This window comes from Bradyrhizobium sp. 215_C5_N1_1 (assembly GCF_052075935.1).
Classification (GTDB): Bacteria; Pseudomonadota; Alphaproteobacteria; order Rhizobiales; family Xanthobacteraceae; genus Bradyrhizobium; species Bradyrhizobium barranii.
In genome coordinates this window covers 4,527,367-4,548,327 of the sequence record NZ_CP197228.1, presented here as the reverse complement: position 1 = coordinate 4,548,327, position 20,961 = coordinate 4,527,367, and the positions used below count along the sequence as shown (strand labels likewise).

Below are 20,961 nucleotides of genomic sequence, written 5' to 3'. Positions count from 1 at the left end.
AATAGCCAGCAAGAACTACGCCAGACTGGCACGGCCATGGCCACTGTCCAGCAAAATATTGCCGGATCTCGATAACGCCCGATGCGGCCTGTGTGCAGTCTTCTCCCTTGCCGTTCCGACATCGCAGTCGGGATGGCCTTGCGGAGGATCGAGATGCGACCGACGGACATCATGCGCGGCACCCCGCCTGCGCCCGAGGCCCAAGTGACCCGCGCCAATTGGCGCAGCTTTCCCGCCATCCGCTGGGGCTTCACCCACACCCGCGAAGTGCTGCCGACCGCGGAGGTTCGCCGCTCCGCGCATCCCACACGGATGGCAAGCGCGCCGCGCGAGCTGCAAAAGCTCAGCTTCACCGCGCCGGACGGCAAGCCGACCACGGTCGAGGCCACGTTGCGCGAAACCTTCGGCGATGCGCTGCTGGTCATGCACCGGGGCACGCTGATCCACGAATGGTACGGCGATGGCATGAGCGTCACCACGCCGCATCTGATCTGCTCCATCAGCAAGTCGATCGCCGGCACGCTCGGCGGCGTGCTGGCCGCGCGCGGCCTGCTCGATCCGGAGGCGAGGGTGGTGCGCTACGTGCCGGAGCTGGAGAGCTCGGTCTATGGCAGCTGCACCGTCCGCAACGTCCTCGACATGGCGGTCGCGATCAAGTTCGAGGAGGATTACGATGACCCCGCCGGCGACGTCGCGCGCTATCGCTTCTCTTCGGGCTGGGACGTGCCGCCGCCAGGCGTCGAGGCCGGCCATCAGCGCGCCTATCTCACCACGCTGCGCGGGACCGGCAAGCCGCACGGCAAGGTGTTCCACTACGTCTCGACCAATACGGAAGTGCTCGGCTGGGTCTACGAGCGCGCCTGCGGCATGCCTTACCATCGCATCCTCTCCGACTATCTCTGGCAGCCGATGGGCGCCGAGGAGGACGGCTCGCTGACGCTGGACAGCCACGGCATGGGCCGCATCGCCGGCGGGCTTTCCGTCACCGCGCGCGATCTGCTGCGCTTCGGCGAAATGATCCGCTGCCGCGGCGTGGTCGAGGGCCGGCAGGTGGTGCCGGGCTGGTGGATCGACGACATCCACGAGAACGGCGATCCCCAGGCGTGGAAAGACGGCGATCTCGCCGACATCTTCCCGGGCGCCCGCTACCGCAGCAAATGGTACACGATCGATCCCTCGCGGAACGATCTCGCGGGGATCGGCATCCACGGCCAGTGGCTCTATATCGACGCGGCCACCGACACCGTCATCGTCAAGCTCGCGACGCAGCCGAAGGCGATGGACGTTCCGCTCGACCACCGCTGGCTCGCCGCCTTCCGCGCCATCACCGCGCATCTCGCCCTGCGCTGATTTCTGGTCATCATCATGCTCGATACCGTCAAAGCCAAATCACCGATTCAAGCGGCCGCACCTCATCCGCTCGATCCTCTGACAGCCGAAGAGATCACGGCCGCCTCCACGCTGGTTCGTGCCGCCGCGACCTCGCCCGAGAACTGCCGCTTCCCGACGGTGCGGCTGGAGGAGCCGACCAAGCAGGAGCTGGCCGCGGGCGGAGCAGGGCGCCGGGCCTTCGCGCTCACGCTGGACATCACCACGGGCGAGGCGATCGAGCACATCGTCGATCTCGGCCGCAACGAGATCGTCGGCCGCAAGGTCATTCCGAACCGCGAGGCGCCCTATGGGCAGCCGCCGGTGATGCTGGAAGAATTTTTCAAGTGCGAGGCCGTGGTGAAGGCCGATCCAGGCTGGCGCGCGGCGATGGTCCGCCGCGGGCTCACCGACAAGGATATCGAACTGGTCCAGGTCGATCCGTTCTCCTCGGGCTTCTTCGATTTTGAGTACGAGCGCGGCGCCCGTATCGTGCGCGCCGTCAGCTTTTTCCGAGAACATCTGCAGGACAACGGCTACGCCCATCCGATCGAGGGCGTGGTGGCCGTGGTCGACCTGATCGCCGGCAAGGTCATCGCCCTCACGGACGCAGACCCGATCGTGCCGATCCCGCGCAAGAAGCGGAATTACGGCGCGCATGAAGTCAAAAACCCGCGCACCGACATCAAGCCGCTGCATATCGAGCAGCCGGAGGGCGCGAGCTTCAAGGTCGATGGCTGGAAGGTCGACTGGCAGAAATGGAGCTTTCGCGTCGGCTTCACGCCGCGCGAGGGCCTGGTGCTACATCAGCTCGCCTACCAGGACGGTGCACGCAAGCGCTCGCTGATCCATCGCGCCAGCGTCACCGAGATGGTGGTGCCCTATGCCGATCCGACCGAGAACCATTTCTGGAAGTCGGCGTTCGACGCCGGCGAATACGGGCTCGGCATGCTCGCCAATGCGCTCGAACTCGGCTGCGACTGTCTCGGCAACATCCATTATTTCGACGTGCCGGCCGCCGACAACAAGGGCGCGCCATTCGTCATGCAGAATGCCATCTGCATGCATGAAGAAGACTACGGAATTGCCTGGAAGCACTACGAATTCCGCAACGGCCTGTTCGAGGTGCGCCGCTCGCGGCGCCTCGTCATCTCGTTCTTCGCGACCGTCGGCAATTACGACTACGGCTTCTACTGGTACCTGTACCAGGACGGCACGATCCAGCTCGAGACAAAACTCACCGGCATCATCCAGACCGCCGCCGTGCCATCCGGCGAAAAATACAAATGGGGCGGCATGGTCGACGACAATCTGGGCGGCCCAACGCACCAGCATTTCTTCAACGTGCGCATGCACATGGATCTCGATGGCGGCGGCAATACCGTCACCGAGCACGAGTTCGTGCCGCGGCCCTGGGGCGCGGACAATCCGCACGGCAACGCGTTCGATACCACGACCCGCATCCTGTCGCGCGAGCGTGATGCGGCTGCCATTGCGAACGGCGAGACCGGCCGGTTCTGGAAGATCAGCAATCCCAACGAGACCAACTCGGTCGGCAACGCGCCGGCCTACAAGCTCGTAGTCAATCCGAGCCCGCTGATGCTGGCGCAGGAGGGCAGCTACGTGCGCAAGCGCGGCGGCTTTGCGACGAAGCACGTCTGGGTCACGGCCTTCGACAAGGACGAGAAATACGCGAGCGGCGATTATCCCAACGTCCATGCCGGCGGCGACGGCTTGCCGCGCTACGCCGCGCAGAACCGCAACATCGAGAATACAGATCTCGTGGTGTGGCACTCCTTCGGCCACACCCATGTCTGCAAGCCCGAGGATTTTCCGATCATGCCGGTCGAATATGCCGGCTTCATGCTGAAGCCGACAGGATTCTTTTCGGCCAATGCCGCCGGCGACATTCCGCCGGAGCGCAACAGCCGCAGCGTGCTGGCGGGCGACCCGAAGGATGCCGCCGGCGGCGCGTGCTGCCACGCCGGCAAAGCTTAGGCTCGTCGCGCGACAACAACGTTCGCAGCAGGCCAACCAGCGCTCGTTCGCTGGTTGCATGCGCTCGCGGTCGAATTGTCAGGGGAGTATTGCTGCCCCTTTCGAACGGCCCGCGACGCGACGGCCGGCCGCAGGTCGAAAAGATCGTTTCCAATTCCTTTCGAGAGTGATACCATCTTAAGGTTGTATTCTTTAAGGAGATTTCCCATGACCCATGCACTCAATCTCACGCTGCCGATCAAGCAGGATGCCGAGACCCTGGCGAAACTGCGGAATCTCGAGGCGAGCTTCACTGAGAAAGTTCAGCCCGCCATCGCGGCGGCGTTGAAGCAGTCCAGGATCGTCCATTTCGCCCGCGTCGTCGTCATCGACGACAAGTACATCCAGGTCATCACCGAATATGAGGGAACGCACCAGGAATACACCGAGTTTTTCCGTCGAGCGCTCACGCCGATATTTGCCGCGATATTTTCCCTGGCAGATACGACTGGCCTGGACATCAACGATCCCAATGCGTTCTTCGAATTCTCGAAGAACCACAACGCGCGCTCGCTGGGCACGGCGACCGACGGCTCAACCGACATCAGCGGCAACCCGTCCGGCTGGCTGTTCTCGGCTTACGACGGCATGACTGTCGCGGACATTCTGGCAAAGCTCGGGAAATAGCTTTCAGAGCGTATTTGCGCTTTCGGGATAGGCCGGCTTTGAGGCTGCCTATCGGCTGACCGTTCTTGCAGGACAGGCGCCATGGTGGATCTCGGCAATTTGCAGGCGATCGTCGCTCGAAGCTCCGCCAAGCCGCTGCTCGCGGTTCTGTTGTTTAGGTTTGGCGACGCCGGCGGTGCCAGGTCCTTCCTGCGGCAATGGATACCGCGAGCAGCGGTGGGGGCAGGCCCGGATCCCGATGGTCCCGCGTTCCACTTCATGTTCAGTTGGAACGGCATCGCGACGTTGATGTCGGGTCGCGCCGAACTTGACGTCGCGCAGGGGCGGCAGCAGTTCGAGGTATCGTTCGTGGACCCCGCGCAGGCGCCGGATGGCGGCATTGCGACACAGCTTGGTTTCTTCGACGCCAGCGCTCCGGCCGGATGGTGGGATGGCAAGTTCAAGTCGAGCGATATCGATCTCGCCATCCACATCGGGTTCGATACGCCCGAGCAGAAAGCCGATTGCCTCGCGCAGGTGCGGCAGTCGGCAACAGGCTTCGCTGTCCGGGAATTGGCGCTCGACAGTTGGGACGACGGCGCGCTGTCCGGCTGTCGGCCAGCCGACGGCCGCCTGCATTTTGGCTATCGCGATGGAATCACCGCGCCCAATGTTGACTGGCAGGATGCGCCGGCTGCCAGGGCTTCCGACGCCGTCGATTGCCGCGAGATCGTCGTCGGCTATCCGAACAGCGATTTTCCCACTGCACCGTTCAAGCCCGGTCCGTGGCAGGACTTCGCGCGCGATGGATCGTACGTCGGCCTGTCGTGGCTTTATCAGGACGTTGCGGCCTTCAACACATTCCTGAAGGCGAATGCACCGCAGGCGGCGCCGCATGTCGGCCCGGAACTGGCCGAGGAATGGATCGCGGCCAAGATGATGGGGCGCTGGCGACACGGGTCGCCGCTGTCACGCTTTCCCGATGCACCACCGTCGACCCCCCAATTGAACGATGCGTTCGGCTATGGCGACGATCCAAACGGCGTCAAATGCCCGCTCGGGGCTCACATTCGCATTGTCAATTGCCGCGATCAGCCGCTGAAATTCGCCAATCAGATTCGTTTCCCCAAGGGGCCGCCGCGAGTCATACGCCGCGGATTTTCCTACGGCCCTCATCTGGAGGGCACGGAGGACGACGGCAAGGACCGCGGCATCGTAGGGCTGTTCTACTTCGCCAGGATCAACGAGCAATTCTATACCATCCTGCGGTGGATGCATCAGACGGACTTTGCCGACGCCTACATGCGCCTTCCGAACGGGGCCAACGCGCAGGATGCGTTGACCGGAAACCGGGCAGATCCAAAGGCCGAGACCCGGTTCCAGGTTCCGCTTGCGGGGGACGCCTCCGTGACGTTCCAGATGAAGCAATTTATCCGCTACAAGGGCGTCGCAGTGCTGTTTGCGCCGAGCGTTAAAGCGCTCAACACGATGATTGCCGCGCAAGGTTGAACTGCCGGGCTCCCGTCAGCCGTCGCATCGTCGCCGCAGCCATTCGTTCGCGGCAGCGAGTCCGCCGTTGTCACGCGTTTGCGGACAAGCGGCGAATGTTCTCACTCTAGAAGCATTCCATATCGAAGTGCTCATAGAAGCCGGCGATGCGCCTCGACGCGCAGATGGGCGCATTGGTCGCACGATTTATTCCCCGGTCTCGATAGATTCTAACTCCTCGTCCCTCGCACTGAAGATGTCCCCGCGTTAGGGCGAGAGTCCAAAAATCATTCCGGCAAAGCCGGCAGTGCGTGGGACCTCGATAGACGTGTCAGACTTCCAACTTCGTTCGTGCTCCAATGCGCTTGTTCGACAGCTTCAGGTGCTTTTCTTCGGCGCCGTCAGCATATTCGCTCTCTGCGTTCCCTTCGCGCCCGTGCAGGCGCAAACTCAAATTCCCACGGTCTCGGTGGAAGCGCCGGCGCAGCGCGCCGGACCCGCTTGATGAGAGTCGAGACGATGAGAGCGATATTCGGCAGGCTGCATCGCTGGGCGGGACTGCTCACGGCCGGATTCCTGTTCTTCTCCGGCATCACCGGCGCGATCATCTCATGGGATCATGAGATCGACGAGGTGCTGAACCACCACCTGTTCGATGTCACCAGCAAAGGCCCGGCGCTTCCCTCGATCGAGCTCGCGAAGATGATCGAGCAGCGCGATCCCCGCGCACGCGTCGTCTACCTCTTCATGACGCCGGAGGAGGGGCACTCGCTGTGGTTCTTCGTGATGCCGCGGATCGATCCGGCGACGGGAAAACGCTTCGCGATCGACTACAACCAGATTTTCCTCGATCCCAACACCGGTGTCGAGCTCGGCCGGCGCTATTGGGGCGCGGTGTGGCCGGTGACGCGCGAAAACTTCGTCTCGTTCCTCTACAAGCTCCACTACACCATGCACATCCCGGAATTCTGGGGCAGCGATCGCTGGGGCATGCGCGTGCTCGGCGTGATCGCCATCATCTGGACCATCGATTGCTTCGTCGGCTTCTATCTGACGCTGCCCTCGCGACGGCGCGCCAAGGCCGCGCGGGCACCCCAGGTCACGCGCCAGCTCGAACGGGGCTTCTGGGCGCGCTGGGCGCCGGCCTGGACCATCAAGGCATCGGGCAGCGCCTACCGGATCAATTTCGATATCCATCGCGCCTTCAGCCTGTGGACCTGGGGCGTGCTGTTCATCATCGCCTTCACGGCGTTCACGCTGAACCTCTATTTCGAGGTGTTCTCGCCGATGATGAAGATGGTGTCGAACTACACGCCGACGCCCTATGAGCAGCGGCCCTATCGCGATCTCGACGATCCCATCGAGCCCAAGGTGACGTTTGACGACATCGCTGCGCGCGCGGCGGCCGACGGCAAGGGGCGAGGGTGGACCGTCCCGGTCGGCTCGATCAATTACGGCCCGGCCCATGGCGTCTATGCCGCGGCGTTCTTCCATCCCGGCGACGATCACGGCGCCGGCGGCGTCGGGCCGGCGCAGCTCTATTACGACAGCGAGGACGGCCGCCCGATCGGCGAACGGCTGCCCTGGGTCGGCACCGCCGCCGACATCTTCGTGCAGGCGCAATTCCCGCTGCATTCGGGCCGCATCGTCGGGCTGTTCGGCCGCATCCTGATCTCGATCATGGGCCTCGTGGTGGCGGCACTGTCGGTCACCGGCGTCGTGATCTGGTGGCGCAAGCGCCGCGCCCGCGTCCGGGCGCGCGAGACGGCGGCGATGCGCCTGAGCCGGCAGCAGCTCACGCCGGCGGAGTAGGGCCGGCGTGCCGCTCGATCGTCTGCGCATTTACCGAGTGCGCTCGTTGACGATGGGCATCGCGGTCTGCAGCGCCTGCTCGTAACGCTTCAACTGACTTAGCGAGAACTTCTTCATCGCCAGCAGTTCGTCGGACGTCTTGCCTCTCAATCGAGCGACTTTGGATGTCTTGAACACGTCATCATTCGCCGCCGAGGCGTTCTGTCGAAGCGCAAAAACCCTTTCGATGCTCTGCGACAACAGCCGATTGCGCTCCACCCCTTTGTTCGCGTGCTCCACATAGGGAAGCAGTCTATCGGTGGGCATGGCGCGAGCACTGTCTGCATCTCCTTCGATGAGGCGAAGCAGCTGCTCATCAACGATATCGGTGCATAGGTCGATACATTCGTCGCAGATAAAGACAGCCGGCCCGGCCACCAGCTTGCTCACTTCGTGCTGGTTCATGCCGCAGAACGAACAGTAGATGGGACGATCCTGCTGGGCAGGATTCTGCACGCCAGCACTCGGCTGCGCCGCATCAATCTTGGCCGACAGAATATTCCAGTTCTCGTACCCGAACGCTTTCGCGATCAGTTCCAAAGCTTCGCTGTGAGTGGTTTGCACGGCTTTGGCATTCAAGGCATCGCGCAAGGAACGAGCCATGGCCTTCGCATCGCGGAAATCGCGCATGAGAGCACCCGTATCGGCGAACGGAGAAGATCGGTGCCTGCCTTGCCGACCCGCTCGCCAATAGCGAGGGTGAGGGCGACTTTGATACGTTCACCATCCCCAAAGGGCGCAGGCAGCGGGTGTATCGACCCGATCGAATTTTGGCGCTGGACGGCCGCTCTTGTCAACCTGAAACGGGTACATCGACACCTCCGGCCGCCACGCACGTTCGCAGTTCAGGAGCCGATGAACCTTCCCGTCCGGCACCGGCACAAAGACTGGAGATCGCTCCCCGTCTTCCGGAAATTGCAATGAGATCGCTCGCCTTGCTCTGCCTGCTCGTTTTCGCGACACCCACCGACGCCGCCACGCCCGAGCAGCACTATCTCGATTTGCGCGATCGCTACATCGCAAAATTCTCCAAAGCCAAGGAGAACGACGAGACTTTCAAGCAGCACGATGCGGCGCTCAACGAGCTGACCGGTGTGCTGCGCGGCCTGGTCGGACCGGTCACGATCAAGGGGCTGCCGGCGGAAGGCAAGTCGAACGCCGACACGCTGTTCAAGGGCGACTCGGGCTTCGGCCATCTCGACGGTCTGGGCTTTGCCTCCGAAGGCGACAAGATGCAGGCCGTGGTGACCACCACAGGTCTGCTCAAGCACTGGCTGCGCGAGCACCGCGAGGACGGCCTGCCGCAGGAGATCGCCGCAGCCTTCAAGTCGGATCGCTTCTACTATCAAGCCATCCAGGACTCGGCCTTCGCCAAATATGCCGAGCTGCCGATCACGAAGCCCGCATCCGCCAGTGCCGCGGTCGCCGTGCTCGGCGTGCGCGGCAACGGCGACCTGAAGGGCGCGCCGCATGAAATCGACGTGGTCGCGATTCAGGGCGAGAAGGTCTTCTTCCTCGCCGTCACCGATGCCGTGAAGACGGCCGAGATCCCGGCCTGCGAAAAAGTCTGGAAGCAGATGATGGCCAGGAAGACTCCAGAGGACGCCATGGCCAAGGAAGACCAGGCGATGGATGCCTACACCAAATGTTTCGCCAGGGAAGCGCCCAGCCAGAGCTGGTTCGCGGGCGCGGTGAAGAAGGCACAGAGCCAGCTGGAGATGCTGTTGACGCGGTAATTGCGCAGCTTCACCACACTCCGCACCTCATCCTGAGGAGCCCGCAAAGCGGGCGTCTCGAAGGATGGCCACACGCGAGAGGCTGGCCTTCATGGTTCGAGACGCGCGTGCCGCGCTCCTCACCATGAGGGTCTTGCAACGTCCTTAGGCTAAAGCGCACTCCCACCCAAATTCCAGCCCCGGCCACCTTCGCCAAAAATCTCATACCCGGTAGGCGTCACCACAACCGTATCCTCGAGCTTGATGAAGCCGCGCTTTGGATGCTTCATCGTGGTCTCGATCGAGACCACCATGCCTGTTTCGAGCGGCAGGCGGGCGTCGGTGTCGTCGTAGGGGACCGGACCCTTGGCGGTCAGGCGAGGGGCCTCGTGGCTGACGAGGCCCATGCCATGGGCCAGGAAATCGGTGCAGTCGCGCTGCGTGATCTGGGCAAGCTGCCGCTCGGCCGCGACGTAGATGTCGCCGCCGAGAGCGCCCGGCCGGACCACGGCAAAGGCGGCGCGCTGAACCGCCTCGATCTCGGCCAGGCAATCCTTCAGTTCGCTGTCGGGTTCGCCCAGCACGGCCATGCGGGCGAGGTCGCCGATATAGCCGTGATAATTGCCGCCGGAGTCGAGCGACAGCACGTCGCCTTGCTCCCAGCGCTGCGATGACGGCGCCCTGTTGTGGCTGCTGCCGCAGGCGAGCAGGCAGTATTCGAAGGTCAGGCCGCGATTGGCCTCGGCGATGCGCAAGCCGTCCGACAATTGCTGCTTGGTCGTGCCGGGCCCATGCCCGGCGATCACCTCCAGCATCGAGGCAATGACCAGTTCGGATGCGGTCTTGAGCTTGGCCAGCTCATCGGCCGACTTGACCGCCCGCAGCCGCTCCAGCACCAGCAGCGCGTCCTTGAGCTCGGCACCGGGCAGGGCGTCAGCGAGCGCCCTTCCAGCATCCATCGGCAGGAACGCCATCTCGACGCCGACCCGCTTCAAGGGCACGCCGGCGTCGCGGATCAGGCCAATGGCCCGTGTGACCGCGTCGACCGAGCCATTGGATTCGGTGCGGACTTGCGGCACCCACGGCGGCGCCACGGCACGCTGATGGGTTTCCAGACGGTGACCGATATAGACCGCCTTATCAGGTACGCCCTTGGGATAGATCAGGACCGGCAGATAGCGGCTGACGCCCATCGCGTCCATGTAGTCGAAGAAGATCGCGCGCTCGGCGCCGAGCAAGTACTGCACATTGTGCTTGGAGGTTACGACCAGCACGTCGAGGCCGGCGGCCTCCATGAGACGGTCGAGCTTGGCGGCATCGAACGGAATGGCGCGCGAGGTGGTCGCGCGGGCGATGTTCTCCTGCATGACGGGCTCCTTGAGCGGCGGTTGAGACCGCCTTGTATCGTTGACCTCTTCAGGACTGCGACGCCCAGTCTAGCACAACCTCCACTCGCGCGCCCCAACCGAACGCCCCAATGGCAAATGGAACCAGGACCGAGACCGTCGCCAGCTAGCGTCCGCGCCTGAGGTCCGCGGTTGCGCGCCGAAGAATATCGTGCAGCCAGTCATGCGATGGCTCGCCCTCGATACGTTCGTGCCACAGCAGCCGGACCTCGACAGGGGTTGTGGCGTAAGGCAATTCGTACGTCGTGATGGCATGCGCGCGTTCGAACGCCCGCGCCAATGGACGCGGAACGATGGCCGCGAGTTCAGTGTCCGCGAGCAGGGCGGGCAGCGCAAGGAAATGCGGCAGCGAAACAGCTATGCGCGGCGGCCGGTCGCTTTCGGACAATGCCCGTTCGAGTGCCGCGCGGTCATACATCTCCGATCGCCTGGCAAGGCCGCGCTCGGAGATGAAGCCTCCGATCGCTCCCTCCTGCTCGCCGCCGAAGGAGACAACGACCAGCGGCATGCGGGCCAGGGCCGCGTTGTCGATCCGACCGAGCTTGCGCTTTCCGCCCACGATCAGCACGTCGTCATATTCGAACAACAGTGAGGTCCGAAAGCGGTTCGGCGGATCCGAGAAGACGCCGATCGCAACGTCGATGCGACCGAGGTCGATCTGCTCGGCGAGGTCGATCCGTGTCACCGGCTTGATAATCAGGTCGATCGCCGGCGCCTCAAGCCCAAGTATCTTCAGGAGCGGTGACGCCAGCACCATCGTGGTGAAGTCGTTGGCGGCCAGGGTGAACTGTCGGGTCGAGGCCGCCGGAACGAAGCGCGGCTGCTCGACCGCCGCCTCGAGAGATCGCAGCGCTTCGCGAACCTGTGGTGCCATCGTCAACGCGCGCGCTGTCGGCTGCATGCCGGTCGCCGTGCGCACGAACAGATCGTCTTCCAGCATCTCGCGGAGCCGGGCGAGCGAATGGCTCACGGCGGATTGACTGAGCGCAACCCGCTGGCTCGCCCGCAGCACGCTGCGCTCCTCCATGACGGCGTCGAAGACCTTGAGCAGGTTCAGGTCCAGGGTCTTGAAGGAAACAGCCACGTGCAGGACACCGTCGCAGGCGGATCGCGCGCCCGTTGCGTACCTGCGATCGTTTCCAGTTAAGGCCATGCGCGCGGCCAACGCAACCGAGCAGGGCGCCCGGACCGCGACGCCCAGCCGTTCGCGCCACCAATCTGAAGGCGGTTCAGGATCACTCTGCAAGAGTTTCACTTCCGCATTCGCGCGATCCCGTCATGATCCCGACGCCGAATTTGGAGGAGACGGGCAATGAAATCCTGCGGGATGTCGATCGGAGCTTTCGGACTGGCACTGGCGCTGTTCACGGCGCCGGTCCTTGCGCAGGATGGTCCGGTCAAGCTCGGCGTTCTCACCGACATGTCCTCGCTCTACGCCGACAATGGCGGCCAGGGCTCGGTGGTCGCGGCGCAAATGGTGGTCGACGACTTCGGCGGTCAGGTGCTGGGGCGCAGCATCCAGATCGTCGCGGGAGACCACCAGAACAAGGCCGATGTGGGAGCGACCATAGCGCGGCGCTGGCTCGAAAATGAAAACGTCGAGGCGATCCTCGACGTGCCCAATTCTGCGGTCGCGCTGGCGGTGCAGGGCATCACACGCGACAAGAAGAAGCTCTTCCTCGCCACCGGCGCCGCCACGTCGCGCCTGACTGGCGACGAATGCTCGCCAACCGGAATTCACTGGACTTACGACACCTATGCGCTGTCGCAGGGAACGACGCGGGCGATGTCGCGTCTCGGCGCAAACTCCTGGTACTTCATTTCGGTCGACTATTCCCTCGGCGCGCAACTCGAGGCCGACAGCCGCAAGGTCATCGATGCCATGGGCGGCAAGGTGATCGGCGCGGTGAAACATCCGCTCAATACGCAGGATTTTTCGTCCTTCCTGCTCCAGGCACAGTCCTCGAAGGCGGACGTGATCGCGCTCGCCGACACCGGCGGCGACTTCATCAACGTCGTCAAGCAGGCCGGCGAATTCGGCATCACGCAGCGGCAGAAGCTGGTCGGGCTGCTCGTCTTCATTGCCGACATTCACAGTCTCGGGCTCCAGAGCGCCCAGGGCCTGATGCTGAGCTCGGCGTTCTACTGGGACCTGAACGAGGACACGCGGGCGTGGTCGAAGCGCTTCATCGCCAAGACCCAGAAGGTCCCCACCATGATCCACGCCGGCACCTATGGCGCGGTGATGCACTACCTTAGGGCGGTTCAGGCGGCCGGCACGCTGGATGGGCCGACCATAGCCGCCAGGATGCGCGACATGCCCGTGAACGATTTCATGACGAAAAATGGCCGGATCCGCGAGGACGGCCGGCTGGTCCGCGACATGTATCTGTTTCGCGTCAAGTCGCCCGAGCAGTCCAAATACAAGTTCGACTATTACGAGCTGCTGGCGACGATTCCGGGCGAGGAAGCCTTCCGGCCGATGGAGCAAGGCGGATGTCCGCTCCTGAAGCAGCCATGATCGGCGAGGGCGCAGCCGTGCACAGCGGCATCGACGAGATCATCGCAGGCCGTTTTGCATGCCGCGACTTCTCAGGCGCGCCGGTCGGGCGAGGGACCATCGAGCAGATTCTGCGCGTGGCACGGTTTGCGCCAAGCGGCGCCAATATCCAGCCCTGGCACGTCTACGTGCTGGCCGGCGATGCCAAAGACAGGGTCTCGGTGGCGCTGCGCGAGGCGCACGAAACCGCCCGCGACGCACATATGTCGGAATACAGATACTACGCCAGTGACCTGCCCGAACCCTACCTGCAACGACGACAGGAGTTCGGCCGGTTGTTCTACGGTTCGCTCGGCATCGCCCAGACCGATATCAAAGCCAGGAGCGGCCAGACCGCCAAGAACTATGCGTTCTTCGGCGCGCCCGTCGGGCTGATCGTCACGATCGACCGGCGCCTGGAGGTCGGCAGCTGGCTCGACCTCGGCATGTTCATCCAGAACGTGCTGCTGGCTGCGGCAGGCCATGGGCTCCAGTCATGTCCGCAGGAGACGTTCTCGAAATACCACCGGATCCTGCGTCCGCTGCTGTCGATCCCGGCGGAGCAAATGGTCGTGTGCGGCATTTCGATCGGCCGTGCCAGGGACCAAATCGCGGGCAGGCTGATGCCGCGCGCGGACATCGCGGACTTCGCCTCGTTCGCGGGCTTTGAAGAACAAAGTGCAACCCAAATGGAAAGGACAAGGCCATGGGAAGCCGAGACGAACTGATTCAGTGCAGCATTCCGTTTCTGCGCGAGGTCAAGGACATGACGCCCGGCGCGGATATGGAGCGGTGGCTCAATGAGAAATACGGCGAGGGCAGCCAGCTCTACCAGGACCTGGCCCGCCTGATTAAGCTCGGGGTCGCGGAAGGCTGGGCGGCGAACCAGGAGGTCGACGGCCCCAACTACCGGCGCAGCCGCATCATGGACCCGACGCCTGAAACGTTCCAGTTCAGCATCACGGCCGTCTACATGAACAGCACCGATCCGCGCCGCTTCAAGGACGAGGACGACCACGACGTGCTCCGCGGGCAGTATCACGGTCACCCATATGGGGAACTGAACCTGGTCGTGCCGCTGGACAAGGGCGCCGAGCTCAAGGGGCTGCAGGGCTGGCAAGGGCCCGGCTGGACCGCGCCCGATCCCGGCAGCCGGCACTATCCTGAGGTGCGCGGCGGCGCCGTCATCGCGCTGTTCTATCTGCCCGCCGGACGCATCTCCTACGACTTCGCCGCGCCGTCCTAATCGCCGGCCGGACGGTCTCGGGTGACGCCGTGCGCGAGCGTCACCCGTTCAGAAGAATGCACAGCTGAGCCTGCGCGCGGCGATGCGCCGCGACGCCACCGCCAGCAAGGCGGCTCACCATGAACGGTGGAGAGGGATTTCGGCGACCATGCGCCAGGCGGCAGCCTGCCTGGACCGCGATATCCATGATTCGCATAAGGTATATTATGGAATATCTTTATATACAATTAGATCAGATATTTAGATCGAATTCCTGACACCGCGTCTTCGCTTGCCGTCCGTTTTCGGTCTACGCCGCGACCGGCCTCTCGGCTCTTGTTGTTTTTCAGATTTTGAATCCGGGCCATCTGCCGAAAGCCGATATTGCCGCAACGGTGCCCGGCTGCAATAAGCGAGACCTCGCGAGATCGCAGATGACCTTCAGGCCTTCCGTCCGTATAGGTTTGCATCTCAGAACAATAACAAACTTCCGAGGAAGCAGACCCATGAGCTTTTCCCGACGCACGCTTCTCAAGGCCTCCGCCGCGACCGCGGTCCTGGGCGGCCTCGGTGCGCCCCATGTGGCCCGCGCCCAGAGCGCCGAGTTCACCTACAAATACGCCAACAACCTGCCTGACACCCATCCGCTGAACGTGCGCGCCAAGGAGATGGCGGCGGCGATCAAGGCCGAGACCAACGGCAAGTTCGACCTCCAGATCTTTCCGAACAACCAGCTCGGCTCCGACACCGACATGCTGAGCCAGATCCGGTCCGGCGGCGTCGAATTCTTCACGCTGTCAGGCCTGATCCTGTCGACCCTGGTGCCGGCCGCGTCCATCAACGGCATCGGCTTCGCGTTCCCGGACTACGGCACGGTCTGGAAGGCCATGGACGGCGACCTCGGCGCCCATGTCCGCGGCGAGATCAAGAAGGCCGGCCTCGAGGTCATGGACAAGATCTGGGACAACGGCTTCCGCCAGACCACGTCGTCGAGCAAGCCGATCACCGGTCCCGACGACCTCAAGGGCTTCAAGATCCGCGTGCCGGTGTCACCGCTGTGGACCTCGATGTTCAAGGCGTTCGACGCCGCGCCCGCCTCGATCAATTTCGCCGAGGTCTATTCCGCGCTTCAGACCAAGATCGTCGAGGGCCAGGAGAACCCGCTGGCGATCATCTCGACCGCCAAGCTGTACGAGGTGCAGAAGTACTGCTCGCTGACCAACCACATGTGGGACGGATTCTGGTTCCTGGCCAACCGCCGCGCCTGGAGCGCGCTGCCAGAGGATGTGCGCACCGTCGTCGCCAAGAACATCAACGCCGCCGCCGTCAAGGAGCGTGAGGATACCGCCAAGCTCAATGCGAATCTCCAGCAGGAGCTCGCGGGCAAAGGCCTGACCTTCAACCAGCCTGCGGTGGCGCCGTTCCGTGACAAGCTGCGCTCCGCCGGCTTCTATGCCGAGTGGAAGGGCAAGTATGGCGACCAGGCCTGGGATCTCCTGGAAAAGGCCGTCGGCAAGCTGTCGTAACGCGTCGGGGCCGCCGAGGTTCTTATCGAGATGGCTCATGTCGAGGTTCAGGCGACCGAAGTGGTGGGCGAGGTGGCTCTTCAGCCCCCTCGCCGATCCCCCGTGCTGGCCTCGCTGGAGCGCCTCCTCGGCCTCGCCGTCGAGATCCCCGCGGCAATCCTGGTCGTCGCCGAGATCGTAATCCTGTTTGCCGGCGTGGTCGCACGCTATGGCGTGCACCGGCCGCTTATCTGGTCGGATGAGCTCGCCTCGATCCTGTTCCTGTGGCTGGCGATGCTGGGCGCGGCGGTCGCATTCCGCCGCTCCGAGCACATGCGCATGACGGCGCTCGTCGCGAGCGCGCGGCCGGCGTTGCGCGCCTATCTGGACATGGTCGCGACCTGCGCGGCGCTGGCGTTCCTGGCGCTGATCGTCTGGCCATCCGCCGAATACGCCTACGAGGAAAGCTTCATCACCACGCCGGCGCTCCAGATCTCGAACATGTGGCGCGCCGCGGCGCTGCCGGCCGGCATCTGCCTGATGGCGGTGTTCGCGCTGCTGCGGCTGCTGCGCGCCGCCGATTACCGCATGGTGCTGACGGCGGTGATATCGGTTGCCGTCATCGTCGGTCTGTTCTGGTTGGCGCAGCCTTATCTGCGGCCGCTCGGCAACCTCAACCTCGTCATCTTCTTCGTCGGCGTCGCCGGCTTCTGCGTCTTTGCCGGCGTTCCCATTGCGTTCGGGTTTGGCCTCGCGATCTACGGCTATCTGGCGCTGACCACGCGGACGCCGGTGATGGTGCTGGTCGGGCGGATGGACGAGGGCATGAGCCACCTCATCCTGCTCTCGGTGCCGCTGTTCGTGTTCCTGGGGCTTCTGATCGAGATGACCGGCATGGCGCGGGCCATGGTCGCGTTCCTGGCGAGCCTGCTCGGCCATGTCCGCGGCGGCCTGCATTACGTGCTGGTCGGCGCGATGTATCTCGTCTCCGGCATCTCCGGCGCCAAGGCCGCCGACATGGCGGCGGTGGCGCCCGTGCTGTTCCCGGAAATGAAGCAGCGCGGCGCCAAGCCCGGCGACCTCGTGGCGCTTCTTGCGGCTACGGGTGCCCAAACCGAGACCATTCCGCCGAGCCTCGTGCTGATCACGATCGGCTCGGTCACGGGCGTATCGATCGCCGCCCTCTTCACCGGCGGCCTGCTGCCCGGCGTCGTGCTCGCCATCACCCTCTGCATGCTGGTGTGGTGGCGCTATCGCCACGAGGACATGAGCCATGTGCGCCGCGCCACGGGTGGCGAGATCGGCAAGACCTTCGTCATCGCCCTGCCCGCGCTCGCGCTTCCCTTCGTGATCCGCTACGCCGTGGTCGAGGGCATTGCGACCGCGACCGAAGTCTCCACCATCGGGATCGTCTACGGCGCCCTGGTCGGCCTCCTCGTCTACCGCCGCTTCGACTGGCGGCGGCTGTTTCCCATGCTGGTCGAGACCGCGGCGCTGTCGGGCGCGATCCTGCTGATCATCGGCACGGCGACCGGCATGGCCTGGGGGCTCACCCAATCCGGCTTCTCGCGCTCGCTGGCTTCAGCCATGACCGGATTGCCCGGGGGGCCTGCGACCTTCATCGCCGTGTCGATCCTGGCCTTCACCATCCTCGGCAGCGTGCTTGAGGGCATTCCGGCAATCGTGCTGTTCGGGCCGCTGCTGTTTCCGATCGCCCGTGCCGTCGGCGTGCACGAGGTGCACTACGCCATGGTGATCATTCTCGCCATGGGTATCGGGCTATTCGCCCCGCCCTTCGGCGTCGGCTATTATGCCGCCTGCGCCATCGGACGCGTCGATCCGGCCGAAGGCATCAGGCCGATCTGGGGCTATCTGCTGGCGCTGCTGGTGGGATTGATCATCGTCGCGATCTTCCCCTGGATCTCGATCGGATTCCTGTAGAGCGCGGCGTCAAGGAGGGTTCGATGAGCGAGCGGCAGAACCAGTACAATATCGGCCTCGACAAGACCCCCGCCAATTACGTCCCCCTGAGCCCGCTGAGCTTCCTCGCGCGCAGCGCCGCCGTCTATCCCAACCACGTCAGCACTGTCTATGAGGGCCGCAGCTTCACGTGGCGCGAGACGCATGAGCGCTGCAAACGCTTTGCGTCCTGGCTCGGCGGCAAGGGCATCGGCGTCGGCGATACCGTCGCGGCGATGCTGCCGAACATTCCGGCGATGAACGAGGTGCACTTCGCCGTCCCCATGACCGGCGCCGTTCTCAATGCGCTCAACATTCGTCTCGATGCGCCTTCGATCGCGTTTCAGCTCGATCATGGCGGCGCCAAGATCATCCTGGTCGATCCGGAGTTTTCGACTGTCATCACCGACGCGCTCGCGCAGATGAAGGGCCCGAAGCCGTTCGTCGTCGACGTCGACGACGCCGCTTTCAAGGGCGGCAAGCGCATTGGCGAGATCGAGTACGAGGCGGCGGTTGCGCAAGGCGACCCGGACTTCGCGGCGATCCCGCCCAAGGACGAATGGGACGCCATCGCGCTGAGCTATACTTCGGGCACCACGGGCAATCCCAAGGGCGTCGTCACCCATCATCGCGGCGCGTATCTCAACGCCGTCAGCAACATCCTCGCCGGCCAGCTCGGCCAGCATCCGGTCTATCTCTGGACGCTGCCGATGTTCCACTGCAACGGCTGGTGCTTCCCCTGGACCATCGCTGCGGCCGCCGGCATCAATGTCTGCCTGCGCAAGGTCGAGCCGACAAAAATCTTCGAGCTGATCAAGCAGCACGGCGTCACCCACATGTGCGGCGCGCCGATCGTCTACAACACGCTGATCAACGCACCCGATGCGCCGAAGGGCAGTGCCGCGCGCGGCGTCGTCGGCCTGATCGCCGGCGCCGCACCGCCGGTCGCGGTGCTCGAAGGCGCAGAAAACATCGGCATCAGGCTTACGCACGTCTACGGCCTGACCGAGGTCTACGGCCCCGCCTCCGTCTGCGCCGAGCAACCCGGCTGGGACGATCTGCCCGCCGCCGAGCGCGCCAGCATGAAGCGGCGGCAGGGCGTGCCCTACCCGCTCGAGGAAGGCGTCACCGTCATCAATCCGCAGACGATGCAGGAGGTGCCCCGCGACGGCGAGACCATCGGCGAGGTCATGTTCCGCGGCAACATCGTGATGAAGGGTTACCTCAAGAACGAGAAGGCGACGAAAGAAGCCTTCGAGGGCGGCTGGTTTCACACCGGCGACCTCGGCGTGCTCGACGAGCACGGTTACGTCATCATCAAGGATCGCTCCAAGGACATCATCATTTCCGGCGGCGAGAACATTTCCTCCGTCGAGGTCGAGGACATCCTCTACAAGCATCCGGCCGTGCTGTTCGCAGCCGTCGTCGCAAAGCCCGATCCGAAATGGGGCGAGGTGCCCTGCGCCTTCGTCGAACTGAAGGACGGCGCCAGCGCGACCGAAGCCGAAATCATCGCCTTCTGCCGCACGCATATGAGCGGCTTCAAGACGCCGAAGGCCGTCGTGTTCGGACCGATCCCGAAGACGTCCACGGGCAAGATCCAGAAATTCCTGCTGCGTAACGAGATCGGCTCGTCGAAGGCGATCTCGGCCTGAACCGAGCCGGCGCGATCAGTGCGTCTCGAGCCGCATGCCGTCGTAGGCCGGCACCACGCCCGCCGGCAGCGATTGCCGGATCACCTCGTAATCGACGTCGGCCGTCATGTTGGTGATGACGGCGCGCTTGGGCTTGAAGCGCTCGATCCAGGACAGCGCATCGTTGATGCTGAAATGGCTGGAATGCTGGGTGTAGCGTAAGCCGTCGACGATCCAGAGATCGAGATTCTCCAGCGCGCCCCAGCTCTCGCGCGGGATGTCGTTGAGGTCGGGCGTGTAGGCGGCATTGCAGATGCGATAGCCGAGCGCGGGGATCTGGCCGTGCTGGACCAGGAAGGCGGTCATGGTCACGTCCCCGCCCTTGCCGCTGATGGTCCGGCTTTCGCCGGCCTCGATCGAATGCCGGTGCAAAATCGGCGGATAGTCGCTGCCCTCGGGCGAGATGAAGCAATAGGAGAACCGCGCCATGATGTCTTTCGCGGTCGACTGGTTGAAATAGACCGGAATGCGCTTGCGCATGTGGAGCACGACGGAGCGCAGATCGTCCATGCCGTGGGTCTGGTCGGCATGCTCGTGGGTCAGGAACACCGCGTCGATGTGGTCGACATTGGTATCGATGAGCTGCTCGCGCAGGTCGGGCGAGGTGTCGATCACGATGCGCGTGGTGCCGTGGTGTGATGTCTGCTCAACCAGCAGCGAGCAGCGGCGGCGGCGGTTCTTTGGATTGTTGGGGTCGCAGGCGCCCCAGCCGAGTGCCGGGCGCGGCACGCCGGCGGAGGAGCCGCAACCCAGGATCGTCAGCGTCAGCGTCATGCGGCTCCCAGTCCTAAGATTTCACCTTGGAGAACAGGCGGAAGAAGTTTTCGGTGGTCTGGCGTGAGATCTCATCGAGCGACACGCCGCGCGTTTCGGCTAGCACCTTGGCGACCTCGACCACATAGGCCGGCTCGTTGCGTTTGCCCCGGAACTTGCCGGGCGCAAGATAGGGCGAGTCTGTTTCAACCAGAATACGGTCAGACGGCAGTTCAGCCGCAAGCGCGCGCAGGGTCTCCGACTTCTTGAAGGTCAGGATGCCCGTGAACCCGACATAGAGCCCGAGCGACACCGCCTTCAGCGCCAGCTCGCGCCCGCCCGTGTAGCAATGCAGCACGGCGCGAAACGATCCCTTGGCCGCTTCCTCCTCCAGGATGCGGCCGCAATCCTCGTCCGCCTCGCGGGTGTGGATCACCAGCGGCAGGCCGGTCGCACGGGCCGCCGCGATGTGGGCGCGGAAGCCCCTCGCCTGCGCCTCCGGCGCGCCGTTGTCGTAGAAATAGTCGAGCCCGGCCTCGCCGAGCGCGACCACCTTGGGATGCCCGGTCAACCCGATCAGTTCGTCCGGCGAGATGCCGTCTTCCTCGTCCGCGTTGTGCGGATGGGTGCCGACCGAGCAGTAGACGTCGTCGTAGCGCTCAGCGATGGCCAGAAGCTGATTGAGCTTTCGCACCCGCGTGGAGATCGTGACCATACGGCCGATGCCGGCCGCACGTGCACGCGAGACGATCCCGTCGAGATCTTCCGCAAAGTCCGGAAAATCCAGATGGCAGTGGCTGTCGACCAGCATCGCC

16 protein-coding genes and 2 pseudogenes are annotated in these 20,961 nt (G+C 64.0%); 12 read left to right on the top strand and 6 right to left on the bottom strand.

Annotation, left to right across the window (positions count from 1 at the left end; translation table 11 throughout):
• Window positions 1-153 precede the first annotated feature (153 nt).
• The 5 genes from AB7G19_RS21890 to fsrB all read left to right on the top strand — a co-directional run bounded on the left by AB7G19_RS21890 (window position 154) and on the right by fsrB (window position 7,311).
• Window positions 154-1,350, top strand: a complete 1,197-nt coding sequence (locus tag AB7G19_RS21890; protein WP_441268074.1) for a serine hydrolase domain-containing protein — start codon at window positions 154-156, stop codon at window positions 1,348-1,350.
• 15 nt (window positions 1,351-1,365) lie between these two features.
• Window positions 1,366-3,366: a primary-amine oxidase gene (locus AB7G19_RS21885; RefSeq protein ID WP_354265896.1), complete on the top strand. Its 2,001-nt coding sequence runs from the start codon at window positions 1,366-1,368 to the stop codon at window positions 3,364-3,366.
• A gap of 207 nt (window positions 3,367-3,573) precedes the next feature.
• The gene (locus tag AB7G19_RS21880; protein ID WP_071914020.1) at window positions 3,574-4,032 is read left to right on the top strand and encodes a hypothetical protein; all 459 of its coding nucleotides are present in this window, start codon (window positions 3,574-3,576) and stop codon (window positions 4,030-4,032) included.
• 81 nt (window positions 4,033-4,113) lie between these two features.
• Window positions 4,114-5,520, top strand: a complete 1,407-nt coding sequence (locus AB7G19_RS21875) for a Dyp-type peroxidase (RefSeq protein WP_354079929.1) — start codon at window positions 4,114-4,116, stop codon at window positions 5,518-5,520.
• Window positions 5,521-6,018: 498 nt separating this feature from the next.
• Window positions 6,019-7,311, top strand: coding sequence for a siderophore utilization protein FsrB (gene fsrB / locus AB7G19_RS21870; RefSeq protein WP_354265897.1), 1,293 nt, complete (start codon window positions 6,019-6,021; stop codon window positions 7,309-7,311).
• Window positions 7,312-7,661: 350 nt separating this feature from the next.
• Here the strand turns inward: fsrB and AB7G19_RS21865 are convergent.
• Together AB7G19_RS21865 and AB7G19_RS21860 are read right to left on the bottom strand one after the other, a co-directional pair.
• A pseudogene (locus AB7G19_RS21865) lies at window positions 7,662-7,755 on the bottom strand (ClpX C4-type zinc finger protein); the annotation flags it as partial.
• A 72-nt stretch (window positions 7,756-7,827) separates the two neighbouring features.
• Window positions 7,828-7,980, bottom strand: a pseudogene (locus tag AB7G19_RS21860) (glyoxalase superfamily protein); the annotation flags it as partial.
• A gap of 290 nt (window positions 7,981-8,270) precedes the next feature.
• Here AB7G19_RS21860 and AB7G19_RS21855 point away from each other — a divergent pair.
• The gene (locus AB7G19_RS21855) at window positions 8,271-9,086 is read left to right on the top strand and encodes a hypothetical protein (RefSeq protein WP_441268073.1); all 816 of its coding nucleotides are present in this window, start codon (window positions 8,271-8,273) and stop codon (window positions 9,084-9,086) included.
• Between the two features lie 149 nt (window positions 9,087-9,235).
• Here AB7G19_RS21855 and AB7G19_RS21850 read toward each other — a convergent pair whose 3' ends face one another.
• The gene (locus AB7G19_RS21850; RefSeq protein WP_354265899.1) at window positions 9,236-10,432 is read right to left on the bottom strand and encodes a M24 family metallopeptidase; all 1,197 of its coding nucleotides are present in this window, start codon (window positions 10,430-10,432) and stop codon (window positions 9,236-9,238) included.
• A gap of 145 nt (window positions 10,433-10,577) precedes the next feature.
• Window positions 10,578-11,636, bottom strand: a complete 1,059-nt coding sequence (locus AB7G19_RS21845; protein ID WP_441268072.1) for a LysR family transcriptional regulator — start codon at window positions 11,634-11,636, stop codon at window positions 10,578-10,580.
• 147 nt (window positions 11,637-11,783) lie between these two features.
• Between AB7G19_RS21845 and AB7G19_RS21840 the strand changes: the two genes are divergently transcribed.
• From AB7G19_RS21840 to AB7G19_RS21815, 6 genes are all read left to right on the top strand, one after another.
• Window positions 11,784-12,992, top strand: a complete 1,209-nt coding sequence (locus AB7G19_RS21840; RefSeq protein WP_354265901.1) for an ABC transporter substrate-binding protein — start codon at window positions 11,784-11,786, stop codon at window positions 12,990-12,992.
• Window positions 12,989-13,738 carry a nitroreductase gene (locus tag AB7G19_RS21835; protein WP_354265902.1) on the top strand — a complete coding sequence of 250 codons (750 nt, stop codon included), beginning with the start codon at window positions 12,989-12,991 and terminating at the stop codon, window positions 13,736-13,738. Before AB7G19_RS21840 ends, AB7G19_RS21835 begins: the two co-directional genes overlap by 4 nt.
• On the top strand, window positions 13,717-14,256 hold the full coding sequence (locus AB7G19_RS21830) for a 4-hydroxylaminobenzoate lyase (protein WP_354265903.1): 540 nt from the start codon (window positions 13,717-13,719) through the stop codon (window positions 14,254-14,256). Before AB7G19_RS21835 ends, AB7G19_RS21830 begins: the two co-directional genes overlap by 22 nt.
• Window positions 14,257-14,741: 485 nt before the next feature.
• Window positions 14,742-15,761, top strand: coding sequence for a TRAP transporter substrate-binding protein (locus AB7G19_RS21825; RefSeq protein ID WP_354123803.1), 1,020 nt, complete (start codon window positions 14,742-14,744; stop codon window positions 15,759-15,761).
• Window positions 15,762-15,791: 30 nt separating this feature from the next.
• The gene (locus AB7G19_RS21820; RefSeq protein ID WP_441268071.1) at window positions 15,792-17,681 is read left to right on the top strand and encodes a TRAP transporter large permease; all 1,890 of its coding nucleotides are present in this window, start codon (window positions 15,792-15,794) and stop codon (window positions 17,679-17,681) included.
• Window positions 17,682-17,704: 23 nt separating this feature from the next.
• Window positions 17,705-19,354 carry an acyl-CoA synthetase gene (locus AB7G19_RS21815; RefSeq protein WP_283016466.1) on the top strand — a complete coding sequence of 550 codons (1,650 nt, stop codon included), beginning with the start codon at window positions 17,705-17,707 and terminating at the stop codon, window positions 19,352-19,354.
• 15 nt (window positions 19,355-19,369) lie between these two features.
• Here the strand turns inward: AB7G19_RS21815 and AB7G19_RS21810 are convergent, their stop codons facing one another.
• Both AB7G19_RS21810 and AB7G19_RS21805 read right to left on the bottom strand, forming a co-directional pair.
• The gene (locus AB7G19_RS21810) at window positions 19,370-20,167 is read right to left on the bottom strand and encodes an MBL fold metallo-hydrolase (protein WP_283016467.1); all 798 of its coding nucleotides are present in this window, start codon (window positions 20,165-20,167) and stop codon (window positions 19,370-19,372) included.
• A gap of 13 nt (window positions 20,168-20,180) precedes the next feature.
• Entirely contained in the window at window positions 20,181-20,957 is a 777-nt protein-coding gene (locus AB7G19_RS21805) for a TatD family hydrolase (RefSeq protein WP_283016468.1), read from the bottom strand.
• Window positions 20,958-20,961: the final 4 nt, after the last annotated feature.

Excerpts from the sequence above, each read along its gene's own strand:
- AB7G19_RS21890 (WP_441268074.1), top strand. The coding sequence starts at position 154 with ATGCGACCGACGGACATCATGCGCGGCACCCCGCCTGCGCCCGAGGCC.
- AB7G19_RS21885 (WP_354265896.1), top strand. The coding sequence starts at position 1,366 with ATGCTCGATACCGTCAAAGCCAAATCACCGATTCAAGCGGCCGCACCT.
- AB7G19_RS21880 (WP_071914020.1), top strand. The coding sequence starts at position 3,574 with ATGACCCATGCACTCAATCTCACGCTGCCGATCAAGCAGGATGCCGAG.
- AB7G19_RS21875 (WP_354079929.1), top strand. The coding sequence starts at position 4,114 with ATGGTGGATCTCGGCAATTTGCAGGCGATCGTCGCTCGAAGCTCCGCC.
- fsrB (WP_354265897.1), top strand. The coding sequence starts at position 6,019 with ATGAGAGCGATATTCGGCAGGCTGCATCGCTGGGCGGGACTGCTCACG.
- AB7G19_RS21855 (WP_441268073.1), top strand. The coding sequence starts at position 8,271 with ATGAGATCGCTCGCCTTGCTCTGCCTGCTCGTTTTCGCGACACCCACC.
- AB7G19_RS21850 (WP_354265899.1), bottom strand. The coding sequence starts at position 10,432 with ATGCAGGAGAACATCGCCCGCGCGACCACCTCGCGCGCCATTCCGTTC.
- AB7G19_RS21840 (WP_354265901.1), top strand. The coding sequence starts at position 11,784 with ATGAAATCCTGCGGGATGTCGATCGGAGCTTTCGGACTGGCACTGGCG.
- AB7G19_RS21835 (WP_354265902.1), top strand. The coding sequence starts at position 12,989 with ATGATCGGCGAGGGCGCAGCCGTGCACAGCGGCATCGACGAGATCATC.
- AB7G19_RS21830 (WP_354265903.1), top strand. The coding sequence starts at position 13,717 with ATGGGAAGCCGAGACGAACTGATTCAGTGCAGCATTCCGTTTCTGCGC.
- AB7G19_RS21825 (WP_354123803.1), top strand. The coding sequence starts at position 14,742 with ATGAGCTTTTCCCGACGCACGCTTCTCAAGGCCTCCGCCGCGACCGCG.
- AB7G19_RS21820 (WP_441268071.1), top strand. The coding sequence starts at position 15,792 with ATGGCTCATGTCGAGGTTCAGGCGACCGAAGTGGTGGGCGAGGTGGCT.
- AB7G19_RS21815 (WP_283016466.1), top strand. The coding sequence starts at position 17,705 with ATGAGCGAGCGGCAGAACCAGTACAATATCGGCCTCGACAAGACCCCC.
- AB7G19_RS21810 (WP_283016467.1), bottom strand. The coding sequence starts at position 20,167 with ATGACGCTGACGCTGACGATCCTGGGTTGCGGCTCCTCCGCCGGCGTG.
- AB7G19_RS21805 (WP_283016468.1), bottom strand. The coding sequence starts at position 20,957 with ATGCTGGTCGACAGCCACTGCCATCTGGATTTTCCGGACTTTGCGGAA.